At 63.2% G+C, this 17,012-nt stretch carries 17 protein-coding genes; 8 read left to right on the top strand and 9 right to left on the bottom strand.

Annotated elements, in window-relative coordinates; genetic code table 11:
• Positions 1-143 precede the first annotated feature (143 nt).
• Positions 144-1,040, bottom strand: a complete 897-nt coding sequence (locus tag K5Q19_RS00375) for a DMT family transporter (RefSeq protein WP_292939627.1) — start codon at positions 1,038-1,040, stop codon at positions 144-146.
• 252 nt (positions 1,041-1,292) lie between these two features.
• Between K5Q19_RS00375 and K5Q19_RS00380 the strand changes: the two genes are divergently transcribed.
• Entirely contained in the window at positions 1,293-2,402 is a 1,110-nt protein-coding gene (locus K5Q19_RS00380; RefSeq protein WP_292939630.1) for an alkene reductase, read from the top strand.
• 53 nt (positions 2,403-2,455) lie between these two features.
• The gene (locus K5Q19_RS00385; RefSeq protein ID WP_292939634.1) at positions 2,456-3,340 is read left to right on the top strand and encodes a CoA ester lyase; all 885 of its coding nucleotides are present in this window, start codon (positions 2,456-2,458) and stop codon (positions 3,338-3,340) included.
• Between the two features lie 333 nt (positions 3,341-3,673).
• Here the strand turns inward: K5Q19_RS00385 and lipB are convergent, their stop codons facing one another.
• Entirely contained in the window at positions 3,674-4,357 is a 684-nt protein-coding gene (gene lipB, locus K5Q19_RS00390; RefSeq protein WP_292939636.1) for a lipoyl(octanoyl) transferase LipB, read from the bottom strand.
• Positions 4,358-4,465: 108 nt separating this feature from the next.
• On the opposite strand from lipB, the gene K5Q19_RS00395 reads away from it, so the two are divergent.
• Both K5Q19_RS00395 and K5Q19_RS00400 read left to right on the top strand, forming a co-directional pair.
• The gene (locus tag K5Q19_RS00395) at positions 4,466-5,275 is read left to right on the top strand and encodes a hypothetical protein (RefSeq protein ID WP_292939639.1); all 810 of its coding nucleotides are present in this window, start codon (positions 4,466-4,468) and stop codon (positions 5,273-5,275) included.
• 41 nt (positions 5,276-5,316) lie between these two features.
• Entirely contained in the window at positions 5,317-6,618 is a 1,302-nt protein-coding gene (locus K5Q19_RS00400) for an MFS transporter (RefSeq protein WP_365757875.1), read from the top strand.
• 5 nt (positions 6,619-6,623) lie between these two features.
• Here the strand turns inward: K5Q19_RS00400 and K5Q19_RS00405 are convergent, their stop codons facing one another.
• From K5Q19_RS00405 to K5Q19_RS00435, 7 genes are all read right to left on the bottom strand, one after another.
• Entirely contained in the window at positions 6,624-7,544 is a 921-nt protein-coding gene (locus K5Q19_RS00405; protein WP_292939645.1) for a CDP-alcohol phosphatidyltransferase family protein, read from the bottom strand.
• A 15-nt stretch (positions 7,545-7,559) separates the two neighbouring features.
• The gene (gene nadA / locus K5Q19_RS00410) at positions 7,560-8,549 is read right to left on the bottom strand and encodes a quinolinate synthase NadA (protein WP_292939648.1); all 990 of its coding nucleotides are present in this window, start codon (positions 8,547-8,549) and stop codon (positions 7,560-7,562) included.
• Positions 8,550-8,605: 56 nt separating this feature from the next.
• Positions 8,606-9,346: an adenylate cyclase gene (locus K5Q19_RS00415; protein WP_292939651.1), complete on the bottom strand. Its 741-nt coding sequence runs from the start codon at positions 9,344-9,346 to the stop codon at positions 8,606-8,608.
• Between the two features lie 65 nt (positions 9,347-9,411).
• On the bottom strand, positions 9,412-10,044 hold the full coding sequence (locus K5Q19_RS00420) for a DUF4230 domain-containing protein (RefSeq protein ID WP_292939654.1): 633 nt from the start codon (positions 10,042-10,044) through the stop codon (positions 9,412-9,414).
• Between the two features lie 20 nt (positions 10,045-10,064).
• Positions 10,065-11,024, bottom strand: a complete 960-nt coding sequence (locus K5Q19_RS00425; RefSeq protein WP_292939657.1) for an MBL fold metallo-hydrolase — start codon at positions 11,022-11,024, stop codon at positions 10,065-10,067.
• A gap of 66 nt (positions 11,025-11,090) precedes the next feature.
• Positions 11,091-11,585 (bottom strand): DUF1465 family protein, encoded by a 495-nt coding sequence (locus tag K5Q19_RS00430; protein WP_292939660.1) that lies wholly within the window; start codon positions 11,583-11,585, stop codon positions 11,091-11,093.
• Between the two features lie 138 nt (positions 11,586-11,723).
• Entirely contained in the window at positions 11,724-11,921 is a 198-nt protein-coding gene (locus K5Q19_RS00435) for a DUF465 domain-containing protein (RefSeq protein ID WP_292939663.1), read from the bottom strand.
• 298 nt (positions 11,922-12,219) lie between these two features.
• On the opposite strand from K5Q19_RS00435, the gene K5Q19_RS00440 reads away from it, so the two are divergent.
• The 4 genes from K5Q19_RS00440 (at position 12,220) to K5Q19_RS00455 (ending at position 17,012) form a co-directional block, all read left to right on the top strand.
• Positions 12,220-12,387: a DUF465 domain-containing protein gene (locus tag K5Q19_RS00440; RefSeq protein WP_292939666.1), complete on the top strand. Its 168-nt coding sequence runs from the start codon at positions 12,220-12,222 to the stop codon at positions 12,385-12,387.
• A gap of 189 nt (positions 12,388-12,576) precedes the next feature.
• Positions 12,577-14,850, top strand: coding sequence for a phosphoenolpyruvate--protein phosphotransferase (gene ptsP / locus K5Q19_RS00445; protein ID WP_292939668.1), 2,274 nt, complete (start codon positions 12,577-12,579; stop codon positions 14,848-14,850).
• A 254-nt stretch (positions 14,851-15,104) separates the two neighbouring features.
• A complete protein-coding gene (locus K5Q19_RS00450; protein ID WP_292939801.1) occupies positions 15,105-15,896 on the top strand; it encodes a helix-turn-helix domain-containing protein in 792 nt (263 codons plus the stop codon).
• A 123-nt stretch (positions 15,897-16,019) separates the two neighbouring features.
• On the top strand, positions 16,020-17,012 hold the full coding sequence (locus K5Q19_RS00455) for a tetratricopeptide repeat protein (RefSeq protein WP_292939670.1): 993 nt from the start codon (positions 16,020-16,022) through the stop codon (positions 17,010-17,012).

A 17,012-nucleotide genomic window follows, 5' to 3' on the forward strand; every position in this document is an offset into this window, starting at 1 on the left:
CACCCAAAACAAAGTCGGTTCGAACAAGCGCAGCAACGCGCCTCGTAGTTTTGCAACGCAGCATTTCTTGTCATCCCAACCCGCTTTGGCACGCCATTGCCCCTAGTGGCAGGGCCTCGTCAGGGCTGTGTGTTGGTCACGAATCAACGTGCTGCGCTCTCGCTGAGCCGGCCCAGCAGCAGGGCCGTGGCGATGAGCGCCATGCCCAGAGCATCCAGCGCGCCCATGGTCTCGCCAAAGGCCAGCCAACCAATCAGGATCGAGAGGGCGGGCTGGGTCAGCAGCACAACACCGATGATCAGAGCAGAGAAATGCCGGAGTGCGAAGACGATGAGTCCCTGCCCAACAACCTGGCTGCAGAAGGCCAGCGCCACCAGTGGCCACCAGACGTGGGGCCAGATCGGTTCACCCAGCCAAATGGCGATACCCAGCATAACCGGCGCGCTGGCCACAGTGGAGGCGCACAGGAGCTCCCAACTTTCGAACCGGCCACGTGCGCCCTGCAGCAGGAGGATATAAAAGAAGTAGAACACTCCGGCGAGAATGCAGAACAGGTCCCCCACCAGAGTGGCGTGATCGATCTCCAATGATCGCCCAAGCAGAATGGCGGCACCGCAGACAGCCGCCAGGATTGCTGCAATCTCTACCCTCCGGGGCAGGCGGCGCGCGGCGACAAGGCCCCAGACCATAAGGATCAGGCTCCCGGAGTTTCCGAACAGCGAAGCATTGCCAAGGCGCGTATAGGCAATACCGATATGCCAGCTGGCCAGATCCAGGGCAAAGAACACACCTGCCGTAGCAACCACCAACCATGCCTTGAGCGGGATGGCGCCTCGGCCGGGTACGCGTTGCCGGAGTGCAAGCAGCGTGAGGAGGGGCAGCGGGAGGAAGAGACGCCAGAAGCCTGCCGAGACCGGGCCGGAATCGGCAAGCCGAACGAACCACGGCCCAAGCGCGAGGGCAAAATTGCCGCCGAGCAGTGCGACAAAGTGCCAGGAGTTCGGGCGCGTTTCATCACGCTGATCATCGATGCTCGTCATGGTCCGCTGGTCAACTCACGCTTGTCATGCGGACACCGGCATCCTAGCTGGGTTGCATATGGAAACCCTGTCGGTCGCGACGGGGTCAGGCTATCACGTTTGGGGGGCTGACGCCGGCAAGGCGATGCACCACTTTCGTTGGCCATAAAGCGCCTGCTCGGGTTTCCCAAGCCTATCTTCTGCCAAGCCTTTGCCCGGGGCGTGGTCAATCGATCTGTTTCAGTACCTCCAAGCCAAAAAGGACTCCCGTCGATGCACGAATCGCTTTTCCGGCCGATCCAGCTTGGCGCGATTACCGCGCCGAACCGCATCCTTATGGCACCGCTTACGCGGGGCCGCGCCGGACCCGATGCCGTTCCGACCGAGATCATGCAGACCTACTATCGTCAGCGCGCGGCCGCGGGGCTCATCATCAGCGAGGCGACCGGGATCAGCCGGGAAGGCTCCGGCTGGCCGAGCGCGCCGGGGATCTGGACCGATGCGCAGGTTGAAGCTTGGAAGCCGGTGACCGACGCCGTGCACGAAGCCGGCGGGCGGATCATCATGCAGCTGTGGCACATGGGTCGCGTCGTGCATCCCTACTTCCTCGGCGGCGAACCACCGGTCTCGGCCTCGGCCACCCAAGCGCCCGGGCATGCCCACACGCCGGAAGGCCGCAAGGAGAACGCGGTGGCACGGCCGCTCCGGCTGGACGAGATGCCGCGCCTCGTCGATGACTATGGCCACGCGGCCGAGAATGCGAAGCGGGCCGGGTTTGATGGCGTGCAGCTTCACAGCGCAAACGGCTATCTCATCGACCAGTTCCTGCGCAATTCATCCAACCTTCGCGATGACGACTACGGCGGAAGCCCCGAAAACCGCGTGCGGTTGATGCGCGAGGTGATGGAACGGCTGGTGGCGATCTGGGGAGCCGATCGCGTGTCGATCCGCCTGTCGCCCAATGGCGAAAGCCAGGGCGTCGATGATAGCGACCCCGCCACGTTGTTCGCCGAGGCAGCCCGCGTGCTCGAGGCACTGAAGGTCTCGTTCATCGAACTGCGGCAGCCGGGGCCGGAGGGCACCTTCGGCGCGACCACCGTGCCGCCGCAGGATCACGTATTCCGTGCAAACTATTCGGGGCCACTCGTGCTCAACAGCGATTACACCCCTGAAGGCGCTGCAGCCGATGTAGCCTCCGGACGGGCGGACGCGATCAGCTTTGGCCGGCCCTACATATCGAATCCCGATCTGGTGGAGCGCATTCGCCTTGGCGCAGAGCTCGCGCCGAATGTCGGTGTGCCGCAGACGTGGTATTTCCCGGGAGAGGCCGGGTATATCGATTATCCGACGCTGGCGGATGAGGCAGCCCGCGCAACAGCTTGAATGTGCGGCGCGGCATGATTGGGCACGACAGGGCAGGGCCATAGGAGCAAGACATGCGCACGATTCCGCGATCCTGGCTTTTTGTGCCCGGCGATAGCGAGAAGAAGCTGCTCAAGACTCCGGAGACGGGTGCGCATGCGCTGATCGTCGATCTGGAAGATGCGGTGGCGGTCTCCGCCAAGCCGGCCGCGCGCCGCATGACGCGGGATTGGCTGGAGGCGCATCGGCGCCAGATCACGATGCGCAAGCAGGCGCGGTGGGTGCGGATAAACGCCGTCGATACCGGCCTGTGGCGCGAGGATCTGGCGGCCGTCATGCCTGGCGCGCCGGAAGGCATCATGTTGCCCAAGGCGGAAGGGCCGGAGCAGATCCGGCAGGTTGCCGCAGAGATCTACGAGCTTGAGCAGCGGCACGGCATCCCCAATGGCCAGACCCGCCTTCTGCCGCTGGTAAGCGAGACGGCGCGCGCTGCGCTCACCATCACGGCCTATATGGATGCCTCGATGCCTCGATTGGCCGGCCTGACCTGGGGCGCCGAAGACCTTTCGGCCGAACTCGGCGCGGCGCGCAAGCGCCATGCCGATGGTCAATGGACCGATGCGTTCCGCTTCGTGCGTGCACAGACGCTGCTGGTTGCACACGCCCGCGGCGTCTGGGCGATCGACACGCTCTATGCCGATTTCCGAGATGTCGAGGGGACCAAGCGGGCCGCCGAAGCAGCCCGGGCAGACGGATTCGCTGGGATGCTGGCTATCCATCCCTCTCAAGTGCCGTTGATCAATGCCGCCTTTACCCCAAGCGAGGAAGAGCTCGCCCATGCGCGTGCCATCGTCGATGCTTTTGTGGCAAACCCCGGGGTAGGTGCGATCCAGCTGAATGGGCGGATGCTGGATCAGCCGCACCTGCGTCAGGCGAGGGCGCTGCTCGGCCTCGATTGATACACCCTTCCGCTCAGGGATTGGCTGCCTTTGAGGCTGAGGGAGCCGGGTCTGCCGGAGCGGTATCGGCAGTAGCAGTCGGAACGGCCGCCGTGTCTGTCGCCTCCGCTGACGCGCCGGGATCGACTTTGGCACCGGCGCTCTGTGCCGCCGGCGCCAGAGGAGCCTGCGCTTGCGACCTGTCGGTCTCGAGCATGGCGTCACTGACTGATCCGGGCAGAATTTCTCCACTTGCAGTCGAACTCGCCTGCGGCGCGGATGACGTGTTGCAAGCGCTGAGCGCAAGGAGGAGTGCTAGCGCTGCTGGGATAGAGAGGTCGGGCAAGCGACGGATCATGACATGTCCTTGGCGTCAGCATCTGCGGCATTACGCGGTTCCAGATGGGCAAGAAAGCATTCGCGGCGCGCCAGCAATGCCTCATCCCACTCGCCGGGTGCAACCGAAATGCCAAGCGCAGCGAGGCTGGTGACACCGTAGTCCTCAATGCCGCACGGCACAATTCCGCCGAAATGCGCGAGATCAGGCGCGAGGTTCACCGAGAAGCCGTGCATCGTCACCCAGCGACGGATGCGGATTCCGATAGCACCGATCTTGGCTTCCCCGCCATCGGTACCGCGCGTCCAGATTCCCACACGGCCTGCTGCCCGCCACGCTTCGACGCCGAAATCACCCAGCGTACCAATGACCCAACCCTCGACCGCGTGGACGAACCCGCGCACGTCACGCGACCGCTTGCCGAGATCGAGCACCATATAGCCAACCCGCTGGCCTGGCCCGTGATAGGTGTAGCGCCCGCCTCGGCCTGCCTCGACCACATCGAAGCGGGGATCGAGCAGCTCATCTGCTGCCGCACTGGTTCCTGCGGTGTAGACTGGCGGATGCTCGAGCAGCCAGATCAACTCGCGCGCCGCGCCTTCCTGCACTGCGGCGTTGCGCGCCGTCATGTCCGCGAGCGCTTCGCGATAGGGCACAAGGTCGTGCGACTGCCTGATCTCGATCTGATCCGGTGCTTGCATGGCCCATGCGCATGGACGTCTGCCTGCGCGCTGGCAAGGGCGAGTATGGGGTGAGCGGGGGGGGTGCGCATCCCGTCTCGTCCTGCTAGGGCTTCCGGCGAAAGGGGCATGACTGCCGTGACGACCTTGGACAGCAGTGCGGCTTGGGCCAGCGCCACGCGCATGGTCGCCGCCAACCGCGACCTCCTCGTCGCGATTGCGGGTGTGTTCTTTGTGCTTCCGGGTCTCGCCGGTGCGGTGTTTGCGCCATCTCCGGCGATGACGCCTGACATGAGCGAGACGCAGATTCTGGCCGTAATGCAGGATTACTACGCCACTTCCCTGCCACTGCTGCTGGTGCTGTCGTTGTTCCCCATGGCCGGGATGCTGACAATGCTCGTGGCTATGCTCGATACTGCAAGACCCACGGTAGGTCAGGCTATTCGGCAAAGTGTGCGCGCGCTGCCATCTTACTTTGCGGCGCAATTGTTGGTTGCGCTTGCCATCGTGCCGCTCTCGATGGCGCTGGCGAGCGTGCTTGCGTTGCTGTTGCCAGACCGGCTGGCGGTATCGGTGGCCTTGGGACTGCTGCTTTATCCGATCATGCGGACCATGCTGGTTGGGCCAGTGGTTGCAAGGGAAGGTATCCGCAACCCGGTGACAGCCATCCGCGAAAGCATCGGGCTGACCCGGCGCAATGCGGGACGGATCCTGCTTTTCATCGGCATGGCCGGCTTCGTGTTCCTCGTCGTCTACGGGCTGATCATGATGTTTGTCGGTGTGGTGCTCGTACTGATGTTCAAGGGGGAACCGCAGCGCCTGCTTGGAGAAGCTGTTTCCGGCGTGCTGCTTGCCATCGGATACACCTACTTCGTCGCCATGCTTGCGGCCATTTATCGGCAGCTCACGGGCGATGCGGCTGGCGCAGAGGTGCGGTGAGTCCGATGGAAGAGGCCGATGTCCAGCTGCCAAGGAGCCGCATGGCACTGCTGTTCATGGTCATGCTGGTCACGGCAGCCGGCAATACCGCCATGCAGTCGGTCATGCCTTCGATCGGAACGCATCTTCACATCGCCGACGTCTGGGTGAGCCTCGCCTACAGCTGGTCCGCATTGCTCTGGATGCTTCTCGCGCCGTTCTGGGCGCGTCGTTCGGACCGGCGCGGGCGCAAGGCGATGATGGCGCTGGGGCTTGTCGGCTTCTCCGTCTCGTTCGCTTTGTGCGGCGCGGCTCTCTATGCAGGATTGAGCGGAGCGATCAGCGGCCTGACCGCCATACTCCTCTTCGCGGCAGCCCGATCGCTCTATGGCGGCTTCGGTTCGGCGGCACCGCCGGCCGTGCAGGCTTATGTTGCCAGCCGCACGAGCCGGGCAGAGCGTACGCAGGCGCTCTCGATGGTTTCCTCCAGCTTCGGGCTGGGCACCGTCCTCGGCCCCGCCCTTGCTCCGCTGCTGATCCTTCCCGGCCTTGGATTGATTGGGCCGTTTGCTGCCTTCACGCTGGCTGCGGTGATTGTCCTTGTCCTGCTCAGGCTGCGACTACCGGATGATGATCCGCGTTATGCCGGACGCGGTGAAATCCTCGGCGAGCCGATGAGCGCGTCCTCAAGCCCGCGCATAGGAAAGTCGGGCGATGAGGTGCGCGATCACCTGCATGAGGAAGTCGATCCCGATCACCATTCGATCGACTCGAAAGCCGGACGGTTGCGTTGGGGCGATCCGCGTCTGCGGGCTTGGCTCGCGGCGGGGACGCTGGGCGGCCAGGCCCAATCCATCCTGCTTGGTGTCGTGGGCTTCCTGCTTCTTGACCGGCTGGGCCTGCGTAGTCAGCCGGACGCTGCGGCAGGGCCGATCGGTCTTGTCCTGATGTGCGGCGCTGTTGCCACGCTGCTGGCACAGTGGGGCTTGATCCCGATGATGAAACTTGGGCCACGCACTTCGACGCTCTGGGGTATGGGCCTTGTCGTGGCTGGTACGCTGGGCATGGCGACAGGAAGCGATCTCCATGCCATCGCGACCGGTTTTGCTATCTGCTCGTTGGGCTTTGGCCTGTTTCGTCCGGGCTTTACGTCCGGTGCGAGCCTCGCCGTAACTCCGGCGGAGCAGGGACAATCAGCCGGTATTGTCGCCGCGGTCAACGGCTCAGCCTACATCATTTCCCCGGCCATCGGGGTCTGGCTCTACAATCATTCAAGCTGGCTGGCGTGGGGCGTGGTCGAATTGCTTGCCGTTACCGTCATGTTGATCTGCGTGTTCGGCATGCGGCGCGATGTCGCTGCCTGACGGGTTCAGGGCAGGTTCAACCGGGAAACAACCCGTGCCGCCGCAGCATCGTGGAGCCGCACCGAAAGCATCAGCAGCAGATTGAGGCCGACTGACAGATAGATAAAGTACCCCAGCGGACTGCCGGCGATCATCGACAAGCCGAGCAGGATCGCGCGCGGATTGGGTCCGAGATAACGCAGCATTACCAGCAGCGGCCGCTGTTCTCGCTGAACTTCGGCCCGGATGCGGCCAAGGAGGGCCGGATCGTTCGCCATGGCCTGCGTCACAGCCGCATCGATCCGCAGGGCATTGGGGCTCATGCCGGCCGCAAGGCGCAGGTACCCGGCCACAAAGGCACGCAGCAGCCAGCCTATACCGCGCTTGTCCTTGAACAGCGCCCGATCACTGCCGCTCGAATTGTGCAGCCACGGCGTGCCATAGGTCCAGTACTGATAGAACCGCCGTTGCACCTCGACATGGTTGGCCTGAACGATATGCCCGGCACCGGCAGACAGCGTCCAGAACCAGGCCCAGCCAGCACCCAGCGTCCGTGTCAGCACCAGCGCGAGCAGCACATAGAGGATGATGTGGCTGGCATAGTCGCAGATCCCGTCCACCAGTTCGCCGAGCGGGCTTGTGCGTCCCGAAATGCGGGCCAGATCCCCGTCTGCCCCGTCAATCACGTGCCACGACATGTGGAGCAGCATCCCTAGCATCGCCCAGAGCGGTCCGGACGTGCTCCAGTAGACGGCCCCTGCGGCAACAACCATCAGGCCGCCGAACACCGAGACCATGTTCGGCGTGATCGGCGTGGGGGCAAGAATGCGGGCCAGCTGCCAGGCCAGCGGGTGATACAGATAGTGGTTGAGCGCGTCCTGCATCTCCCGCGCCCGCGTCGGTCGCTTGGCTGGCGCAGGCCTGGATGTCGATGTGGAAGTGCTCATGTTGCTCTTGCTGCCTTACTTGCGCGCGCCGAGATCGCCATGGCCGACTGTCCCGCTGGCCATGGCCAGCATTGCATCGAGGCTTTTCTTCGCGCCAAGCCGCAAGGTTTCCTCGATCTCAATGCGCGGCGTGAGATCGCGCAGCGCCGTATAGAGCTTTTCGAGGGTGTTGAGCGCCATGTAAGGGCAGATGTTGCAGTTGCAATTCCCGTCGGCCCCCGGGGCGCCGATGAAGGTCTTCTCCGGGAGTGCCAGTTGCATCTGGTGAATGATGTGCGGCTCTGTCGCTACGATCAGCGTGTCGCCGGGGAACGTACGCGCAAACTGCAGGATGCCGCTGGTCGATCCGACATACTCGGCATGGTCGACGATCGTTGGCGGACACTCCGGATGCGCAGCAACGGGTGCGCCGGGGTGTTGCGCCATAAGCTTGAGAAGTTCGGTCTCGGAAAAAGCCTCGTGCACAATGCAGACACCGGGCCATAGCAGCATGTCACGCCCGAACTTGCGATTGAGATAGCCGCCCAGATGCCGATCCGGGCCAAAGATGATCTTCTGCTCCGGCGGAATCTGCGCGAGGATCGTTTCGGCGCTTGATGACGTCACGATGACGTCGCTGAGGGCTTTCACCTCGGTCGAGCAATTGATGTAAGTAAGGGCGATGTGATCGGGATGGGCCTCACGGAAGGCGCGGAACTTTTCCGGCGGGCAGGAATCTTCGAGGCTGCAACCGGCATCCATGTCCGGAAGGATCACGATCTTCTCCGGGCTCAGGATCTTGGCCGTTTCAGCCATGAACTTCACGCCGCAGAAGGCAATGACCTCGGCATCTGTCGCAGCGGCCTTGCGTGACAGCTCAAGCGAATCGCCGACGAAATCGGCGAGGTCCTGAATCTCGGGCTTCTGGTAGTAGTGCGCCAGGATCACCGCCTTGCGGTCCTTGCGCAGCCGGTCGATCTCGGCTCGCAGGTCGAGGCCGGAAAGATTGGCGGGCTGGGCTGTCATGGCTCGAATTCCCCTGGTCGAGAGAGGGCTGATGTCCTTTCTCCTTGGCCCGGCACTTAGGCACCCCCGGCGCTACGGGCAATAGCCTCTGCGTACGCCGCCAATATCGGCATTCCGGCGAGCATCTGGATCAGCGTGTGCACCGCAATCACGAGGCCCATGCCGACCAGCGTTGCCGGGTGAACACGGCCGAGCACCTTGCTGTCGTGACGGGCCATGATCCCGAGGAAGCCGACCTGAAAAGCAGCCTCCAGCCAGGCGCCGCCGGTCTGACCAAGCAGCGGCATCGGCAGGAGGCGCCCAAGTGCCGGCTCCATGAGGATGACGGTTGCCGCGATCATCAGTCGCCGGTGCCACTGCGTCTGCCGGCGCATGGCGATTGCGGCCGCGACCATGAGGGCGAAAACAGCCACCTCGACATGCGTGAGCGCCAGAAAATAGGGATTCGTGAAGAACGGCGGAACCCGGTGCGCAGCCAGGGCCATGCGGCCAGCCAAGGTGCCGAGCCCCACGATCGCGAGGACGAGCGCAAGACTGGCCCAGCCCAGCCGGCGATGGGCAGCAAGGTTGCCACTCCCTGCAAGGCTGTTCTGGGTAACGAGCGTCCCGAGCCAGCCGAGCATGGCAACGCCGTGGGCATGGATATAGAGCGGGGTCTGGACCGGATTAACGAAGCCGCGCAACGCCCATTGCAGAAAGCCGAACACGATCAGTCCGGCGAGTACTTGTGCCAGACGCGTGAAAAACCGCTGATCCGAAAGATAGGAAGCGTTCGGTTGCACCGCCGCGAAGTCCATCGTCCCATTCCCCGTGTTCGTCCCCCGGCTTTGCCGTCCGGGCGAAACAATCCCCGATCGGCAGGCTATGGCTTTGAGGGCTCTCCATCAATCGAAACCGACAGATTGACGTCGCCAAATCCAGCTACTTGCAGCGGGATGGCAAGGTTCTGTCGGATGGCGTCTTTCGCCGCCGAGCGTGCCAGCCCCAGAAGGACGGGGTTGGCTGCCTGCTCCACAGCGAGCCGCTCTGCCAGCTTCGTGTTGTCACGCGTCAGCTTGTCCTGCGCGGCCCGTGTGATCCACATGCCTTCGCGCAGATATTGCGCGCGTGCTTCATCAAGGTTCGGTCGGGTGACCTCTAGCGCAGGCAAGCGCACGGTCAGTGTCTTGCTTGTTGCGTCCCAGCGCATGCGGTCTCGGCCAACCTTTCCGAGATCGATGGCATAGTCCACTCGCGCCGGGATGACCGCGACCTGCCGCGCGGTGACGAGGCCGAACAACCGGCTGTCATCGCTGGCCACGACCGGTGCCAACTCGGCACTGAACACTGTGAGGCGATCCTGCTTGTCGAATGCGACGAGGCTGGTGGCGAGCGGATCCCCGATGGGTGCCGGTTTCCACATCTGCCACGCCAGCCAGGCGGCAACGGCCGCGGCGCCAAGGAACAGCATCCATGGCAAAACCGCGAGCCGCCCCCGGCCCTGCGCCGCGGGCATTGATGGCGCAGGGCGTGGGTTCAGGCGATCAAGGTCCATTGCAACTCTGGCGCCTCCGGCCCGCGTGCAATGCGGCCTTGTGTCTCGAGATCGATGAGATGCGCCAGCACCGAGCGTCCCGCTGCGCCATTGAGGCGCGGATCAAGCCCCTTGTACATTTGGGCGACCATGTTCGGGATCGTGGAGGGCGCCTCGCCGAGCAGACGCAGGATCTGCGCTTCACGCTGGCGTCGATGTCCGATCATCCCGCGGACAAGCTGCTGCGGCTTGGTGACCGCCGGACCGTGTGCGGGATAGTAGACCGTATCCTCGCGGCTTTGCAGCTTTTGCAGCGAGAGCATGTAGGAATTCATGTCCCCGTCCGGTGGCGAAACCACCGTTGTTGACCAGCCCATGACGTGATCGCCGGTAAACAGCGCACCTGTCTCCAGCAAGGCAAAGCACAAATGATTGCTGGTATGGCCGGGAGTCGACACGGCCTCGAGAGTCCATCCGTCGCCTGAAATCTGCTCGCCGTCGGCCAGGACACGGTCGGGCTTGTAGAGCGGATCGAACTCGGCATCGGCCCGCACGCCGATGCCGGCGCCGCTGTCGTCAATCGCCAGAGCGGCGCAGCCGATGATCGGCGCACCGGTCGCGGCTTGCAGCGGCTGCGCGGCCGGGCTGTGATCGCGGTGTGTGTGCGTGCACATGATCGCGACCAGCCGTTGACCCGCAATCGCCTTGATAATGGCATCGACATGGCCTTCGCCATTCGTATCGGCGTGGCCGGCAACGCCGGTGCCGGTCGGGCCCGGATCGATCACGGCAACATCTCGGCCGCTGCCCACCAGGTAGGTCTGCGTTCCGTTGAAAGTGTAGGGCGAAGGGTTGGGAGCCAGCACCCGGCGCACTTGCGGCTCCAGCACAACCGCAAGGCCGGTGTTCCATTCGGAACGATCGGGGATAGAGATGCCCGGTGCAGGATTGGTGGAAGCCATGCGCTGGATATGGGGGCTTTCATTGAGCGGCGCAACGCTGCGTCGCTTGATCCACTGGGCTCGATGTCAGAGTGCGGCCGGGATTGCTGATGCCAACCTTTGCCGCAAGCGCTCGATGGCGCTTCCCGATGTATCGAGGTCGCCCCGCCACGCACGCTCGAGGCGTTGAATGCGCGCATAGAGGCGCTCGCTATCCTGCACGCAGCGCTGGGCATCAGCGGGCAGCGCCAGAACCTGCACCGGATCGCTGAGCGGAAAGTTGGCGATCAGGCGGCCGTGCCGGCGAAGCTGCAACTCGCTGAGTTCGCCGGCAAAATAGGCGCGATGATTGAGCAGCCAAGCCAGACAATGCATGATCCTGGTCGTCGTCCGCAGCGCCTCGCAGCTCACTTGCACATGCGCCAGATCCGCATCGGGGTCATCATTGGCACCTACCAATGCCCGCTTGTCATGTCCCTGGCGCAACCGGTCGAACACCGCGCGCACTTCCTCGGCAAGGACCAGCGCCTCGGCATACAGCGCCTCAATGATGCGCGGGTTTAGGTTCGGCATGAGGGCCATGGTCAGCGCATAAGCCCATCCTTGTGCCCCACTCAACACATCCCCGGCGGCCCGTTCACCACGTTTTGAAACTGTGCCGGAACGATACGCCCAGTGCGATTCGGGCCATGCTGAACGTCGTCAATCAAGAAGCTGTAATCACGCGATAATATCGGGAATCAGGTAGTCCTCAAGCAAAGCGATCTGGTCCTTGAGCCTTAACTTCCGCTTCTTGAGCCGGGCAACCTGCAATTGATCATGTGCGCCAGTGCCGGACAGGGCATCGATTGCCGCATCGAGGTCGCGATGTTCGACCCGCAGCATTTCAAGTCGCTTGCGCATTTCGTCTTCAGTCAACCGCGCCACTCCTCTTCATGCCTCGCATCGACACCGACGCATCGCGGCTTGCAGCACCATCGCAGGCCTTCACGCGTTAATGCTTTGCTGCAACCGGAATACGCACAAGCGCATGCTTTGGACATCCCGACGCAGACAGACTTGCAAGATACGGTGATTGTGGGAGCATGACAACGCGCCCGCTCGGACGAGTCGTGGCCGACACGTCCATGCCGGCGCAAAACTTCGGCCCAGATGCTCCGGTAGCGATCCTGCCGCCGGTGCGGGTTGAGGCTGGTGTCCTTGAGGAGGTTACCGCATGGAACTGTCGCATATCAGCGCCCTTGAATCCAAACATGCTGGTCTTGAACGGCGCATAGCCGAGGAACAGGGTCGCCCGTCGCCCAACGACGTGCTGATCAAGGAGTTGAAGCGTCGAAAACTGCGAATCAAGGAAGAGCTTGCGCAGGTGCAGCAGGTTCACTGACAACGCCCTTCCCGTAAACTGCGGTTGGCTGGCCGGATCGACCGGCCGGCCTCCCGCATCCCGAAGTTCCTCTCTGATATGGCGACGGAGCAATCTTCCGGCAGCTATCGCTTCCTGACGGATACGAATTCATAAGCGCCACAGGCGCTGCAGTTTGCAAACTGCCCTCTCTGCGCTAGGCCATTCAGTATGATCACTGCCGCCGCCGCTGCCCGCGCGATCCTGACGTCGCTTCACGAGGTCATGGCATCCCGCGCCGGTGCGCAGGCCAAGCTCAACCAGATTGTCGACATCATCGGTGACAAGCTCAACAGCGAGGTCTGTTCGATCTATCTGTTGCGCGAAGGCATGCTGGAGCTGTTTGCGACGCGCGGCCTCAATCAGGCAGCGGTCCATGTGACGCGCATGGCGGTGGGCGAAGGCCTTGTCGGCACAATCGCCGCGAACATTGAAACCCTGAACCTCGCTGAAGCCGCCGCCCACCCGGACTTCGCCTTCTTCCCTGAAACCGGCGAAGAGCGTTTCCATTCCTTTGCCGGCGTGCCGATTGTGCGGCGTGCGCGGGCAGTCGGCGTGCTGGGCGTCCAGCACGTCGAGCCGCGGCGCTATGAGGAAGTGGAGATCGAGGCGCTTCAGACCGTGGCCATGGTGCTTTCCGAGCTCATCGCCAATGCCGATCTGATTGATGAGGAAGACGCTTTCGGCGCCGATGCCCACCTCACCGGGCATGAGCGGATTGCGGGTCTTACCTTGGTCAAAGGGCTCGCCAGCGGTATTGCTGTATTCCACCAACCGCGCGTCACCATCGAACATGTCGTCGCGGAAGACACCGAAGCCGAGCGCCAGCGGGTCTATCTCGCGTTCGACAAGATGCGCGAGCAGATCGACCGGATGGCCAGCCAGGCCGAGTTCGGCATGGGCGGCGAACATGAGGAGGTTCTCGAGACCTACCGCATGTTCGCCTATGACGAAGGGTGGAGTCGGCGGATCAACGAGGCGATTGACTCAGGTCTAACCGCCGAAGCGGCAATCGAGCGGGTGCAGCAGCGGACCCGCATGCGGATGCGGCAGATCGACGATCCGCTGCTGGCCGATCGCATGCACGATCTGGAGGATCTTTCAAACCGCCTGTTGCGCATCGTTTCGGGCCAATTGGGAACAGCCGCCAGCCTCGGCTTGAAGGGCGACGCAATTCTCATTGCGCGCAACCTCGGTCCGGCAGAACTTCTGGAATACGACAGGCGGCGCCTCAAGGGTGTGATCCTTGAAGAAGGTTCGCTCACAGCCCACGTGGTCATTGTTGCCCGCGCCATGGGTATCCCCGTGGTGGGACGCATCCGCGCGCTCCGGGCCAAGGTGCGTGAAGGGGACCAGCTGCTGCTGGATGGCGACCAGGGTGTCGTCGATGTGCGGCCAGCGCCTGCGCTCGTCGAGGTCTTCGAGGCGCGGTTTGCGCGTAATCGGGAACGGCAGGCGCTCTATGCCGCGATGCGCGATGTCGAGCCAGTCTCGGCTGACGGCCAGCGTGTCCGTGTCATGATCAACGCGGGCCTTCGCGATGACATGCCGATGCTCAATCTGACCGGGGCGGACGGGATTGGTCTGTTCCGCACCGAGTTCCAGTTCCTTGTTTCGGCAACGCTTCCGGCTCGTGAACGCCAGACGCGCCTCTATCGCGATGTGCTTGATGCAGCAGGTGACCGGCCGGTCGTGTTCCGCACCGTCGATATCGGCGGCGACAAGGTACTTCCCTATCTTCGCCACAATGACGGGGAGACCGAGGAAAACCCGGCCATGGGGTGGCGCGCGCTGCGCGTGACGCTGGAACGTGACGGGCTGCTCAAGGTGCAGGCGCGCGCGCTGCTTGAGGCCGCAGGTGGACGGACGCTCAATGTGGTGTTCCCGATGGTGACCGAGCCTTGGGAATTCGATGCCGCACGTGCTGTTTTCGAGAGTCAGCTCGCGTTTCTGAAACAACAGAAGAAGCTGCTGCCCGATGCGATTCGCTATGGTGCGATGCTGGAGGTACCCGCGCTTGCGGAATGGCTTGATGTGCTGGCTCCGCGTCTGTCCTTCCTTTCCATCGGGACCAACGACCTCACCCAGTTCCTCTTTGCCGCTGATCGGGCCAACCCGAAGCTGGCCGAACGCTATGACTGGCTTTCGCCCGCGATTCTGCGGTTTCTCCGCCGCGTTGTGCTCGCCGTGGCACCTTCGGGTACGGATCTGACGGTGTGCGGTGAGATGGGCGGCCGCCGGCTTGAGGCGCTCGCGTTGCTTGGTATCGGCATTACCCGGCTTTCGATCACCCCGGCCGCCGTGGGTCCGATCAAGGAACTTGTCCGCAAGGTGGAGCTTTCTGCGATTCAGGCAGCGATGGAAGGCTGGCTCGCCCAGCCCCCTTCCGATTTGCGCTCGGAAATAGCCGCTTGGGCCACTGCGCATGGCATAGATTACGACTGACTTCGTCGCACCAAGACGTCAGATCATGCCATTGCGGACTCAAAATCATTGACTTTTCCAGTCAGGACATGCTGCCTCCGTCTGGGCTCGCAACCATCCAGAGAATACCCGGAACAACAATGAACAACGGGAGCTACGCCGTGGCCGAGGACGGCGAAAGCAATATGGTCACAGCAGACCAATCGCCTGACCCGGTTGTTTCCGGTGCGGGAGTCACTCCGCCAGCGGGAGACGACACGAAGGCAAGCGTGTCGATGCGTCTGGCGGCTGCTCGCCTTGCGTTGGGACTGACGACAGCCGAGGTTGCGCGGCGTACAAGGGTCACGCTCCGTCATATCGAAGCGCTTGAGGCGGGCGACTACAGCGTGATGCCCGGTCGTCCCTATGCGATCGGTTTCGCCAAAGCTTATGCGCGCGCTGTCGGGCTGGACGATGGCAAGATTGCCGATGCGGTCCGCTCCGAACTGCAAGGAAGCGCGCCGCGCCCCGAGCCGCGGGTGCTCAACCAGTTTGAAGTGGGTGATCCCGCAAAGACACCTTCCCGGCTGGTCGGCTGGCTCGCGCTGCTGCTGGTGGGCGCTATTCTTGCCATGGGCGGTATCTTCTGGCGCAGCTACTACGCGCCGGCCGTCTCGTTGCCATCGCTTGTTCAGTCTCCCGAGCAGTCTCCAACCCTAGCTGCCACGCAGGCGGTACCTGCACCCCGGCCTGCAAGCCAGAAGCCCCCCGCCAGCGGACCGGTGGTCTTCACAGCGCTTGAGGAAGGCATCTGGGTCAAGTTCTATGATGGGCAGGGCAAGCAGCTGATGCAGAAGCAGCTCGCCAAAGGCGAAAGCTACACTGTTCCCGACGATGCGATCGGCCCCAGGCTCTGGACCGGCCGGCCCGATGCTCTCGCGATCACGATCGCAGGGCAGGCCATTCCCCGTCTTGCCGAGGCTGAGAGGGTCATGAAAGACGTACCGGTCGATGCCGTCAGCTTGCGCAGCCGTCCGGCTGCGCGGGCTGCGGGAGCGACCTCAGGCGCTACAGCTGCGGTTCACTAAACGGCCGTTACCAGCGGCCAACTGTGTGAAACCCGGTGGTCCACCACGCAAATCTTGCCCAGATGCTTGCGCGCGCCCCTCAAGGCAGCGCATGGAAGGAGCAATGATCCGACGGGAGTGACAATGAAGATCATGTTTGGCTCTGGCCGTACTCGTTCGGCGATGGCCCTCACCTTGGCCGCCCTTTCGGTAAACTTCGCGCCGATGGCCCTCGTCCCAGTCGCTCGTGCTCAGGCTGCGCCTGAAAGCACCGATGTTCGGCTGCGGCGAATTGAGGCAGAGCTGCGCGCTGTGCAGCGCAAGGTCTTTCCCGATGGTGCCGGCAAGACGTTTGGACCGGAGATTACCCCGCCCGTAACCGGCGCTGCCCCTTCGGCCCCCACGCCAACTGCCGTTACCGACCTTCTCACACGGATGGACGCTGTCGAGGCCCAGTTGCAGCGGTTGACCGCAGCCAGCGAAGAAAACCAGAATCACATCGCCAAGCTTGAGGCCCGTCTTGCGACACTCGAAGCGGCTGGTTCTGCTGTGACAGCAACGCCTTCGCCTGCTGCCGAGCCCGCTTCTGCTGCACCGGCAGCTGCAGCATCGACACCTCCGGCCGAGCCGACCGCGGCTCCCAAGCCTTCGCCAAAGCCCGCGCCTGCAAAGTCTGAAGCTGCAAAGCCGGATGCGTCGCCTGATCGTGTCGCGGCGGTCATGGCCATCGAAAAGCCTTCTACCGACGACAAGGGTGAGGACGAGTACAGCTATGGCTACCGCTTGTGGGAAGCCAAGTTCTTCCCCGAGGCCCAGCAGCAATTGCTGCGGGTGGTTCAGCAATATCCACGTCATTCCCGCATCAGCTATGCCCGGAACCTTCTCGGACGGGCCTATCTTGACGATGGCAAGCCAGGCACTGCGGCCCAGTATTTTCTCCAGAACTACCAGGCTGATCGCAAAGGCGACCGTGCGGCGGACAGCCTGCTCTATCTCGGCGTTGCGATGAGCCGGCTCAAGGAAGAGAAGCGGGCCTGTGTTGCCTTTGCAGAGTTTCGCCAGACCTATCCCACCGAGCTGGCTGGCCGCTTGAAGTCTCAGTACGAGGCTGCAACCAAGCCGGTGGCGTGCAATTGA

Source organism: Novosphingobium sp. (assembly GCF_019748365.1).
Taxonomy (GTDB): domain Bacteria; phylum Pseudomonadota; class Alphaproteobacteria; order Sphingomonadales; family Sphingomonadaceae; genus Novosphingobium.

Excerpts from the sequence above, each read along its gene's own strand:
- K5Q19_RS00420 (WP_292939654.1), bottom strand. The coding sequence starts at position 10,044 with ATGCCCGCGGCGCAGGGCCGGGGGCGGCTCGCGGTTTTGCCATGGATG.
- nadA (WP_292939648.1), bottom strand. The coding sequence starts at position 8,549 with ATGACAGCCCAGCCCGCCAATCTTTCCGGCCTCGACCTGCGAGCCGAG.
- K5Q19_RS00375 (WP_292939627.1), bottom strand. The coding sequence starts at position 1,040 with ATGACGAGCATCGATGATCAGCGTGATGAAACGCGCCCGAACTCCTGG.
- K5Q19_RS00385 (WP_292939634.1), top strand. The coding sequence starts at position 2,456 with ATGCGCACGATTCCGCGATCCTGGCTTTTTGTGCCCGGCGATAGCGAG.
- K5Q19_RS00425 (WP_292939657.1), bottom strand. The coding sequence starts at position 11,024 with ATGGCTTCCACCAATCCTGCACCGGGCATCTCTATCCCCGATCGTTCC.
- K5Q19_RS00380 (WP_292939630.1), top strand. The coding sequence starts at position 1,293 with ATGCACGAATCGCTTTTCCGGCCGATCCAGCTTGGCGCGATTACCGCG.
- K5Q19_RS00440 (WP_292939666.1), top strand. The coding sequence starts at position 12,220 with ATGGAACTGTCGCATATCAGCGCCCTTGAATCCAAACATGCTGGTCTT.
- K5Q19_RS00395 (WP_292939639.1), top strand. The coding sequence starts at position 4,466 with ATGACTGCCGTGACGACCTTGGACAGCAGTGCGGCTTGGGCCAGCGCC.
- ptsP (WP_292939668.1), top strand. The coding sequence starts at position 12,577 with ATGATCACTGCCGCCGCCGCTGCCCGCGCGATCCTGACGTCGCTTCAC.
- lipB (WP_292939636.1), bottom strand. The coding sequence starts at position 4,357 with ATGCAAGCACCGGATCAGATCGAGATCAGGCAGTCGCACGACCTTGTG.
- K5Q19_RS00415 (WP_292939651.1), bottom strand. The coding sequence starts at position 9,346 with ATGGACTTCGCGGCGGTGCAACCGAACGCTTCCTATCTTTCGGATCAG.
- K5Q19_RS00430 (WP_292939660.1), bottom strand. The coding sequence starts at position 11,585 with ATGGCCCTCATGCCGAACCTAAACCCGCGCATCATTGAGGCGCTGTAT.
- K5Q19_RS00455 (WP_292939670.1), top strand. The coding sequence starts at position 16,020 with ATGAAGATCATGTTTGGCTCTGGCCGTACTCGTTCGGCGATGGCCCTC.
- K5Q19_RS00450 (WP_292939801.1), top strand. The coding sequence starts at position 15,105 with ATGCGTCTGGCGGCTGCTCGCCTTGCGTTGGGACTGACGACAGCCGAG.
- K5Q19_RS00400 (WP_365757875.1), top strand. The coding sequence starts at position 5,317 with ATGGCACTGCTGTTCATGGTCATGCTGGTCACGGCAGCCGGCAATACC.
- K5Q19_RS00405 (WP_292939645.1), bottom strand. The coding sequence starts at position 7,544 with ATGAGCACTTCCACATCGACATCCAGGCCTGCGCCAGCCAAGCGACCG.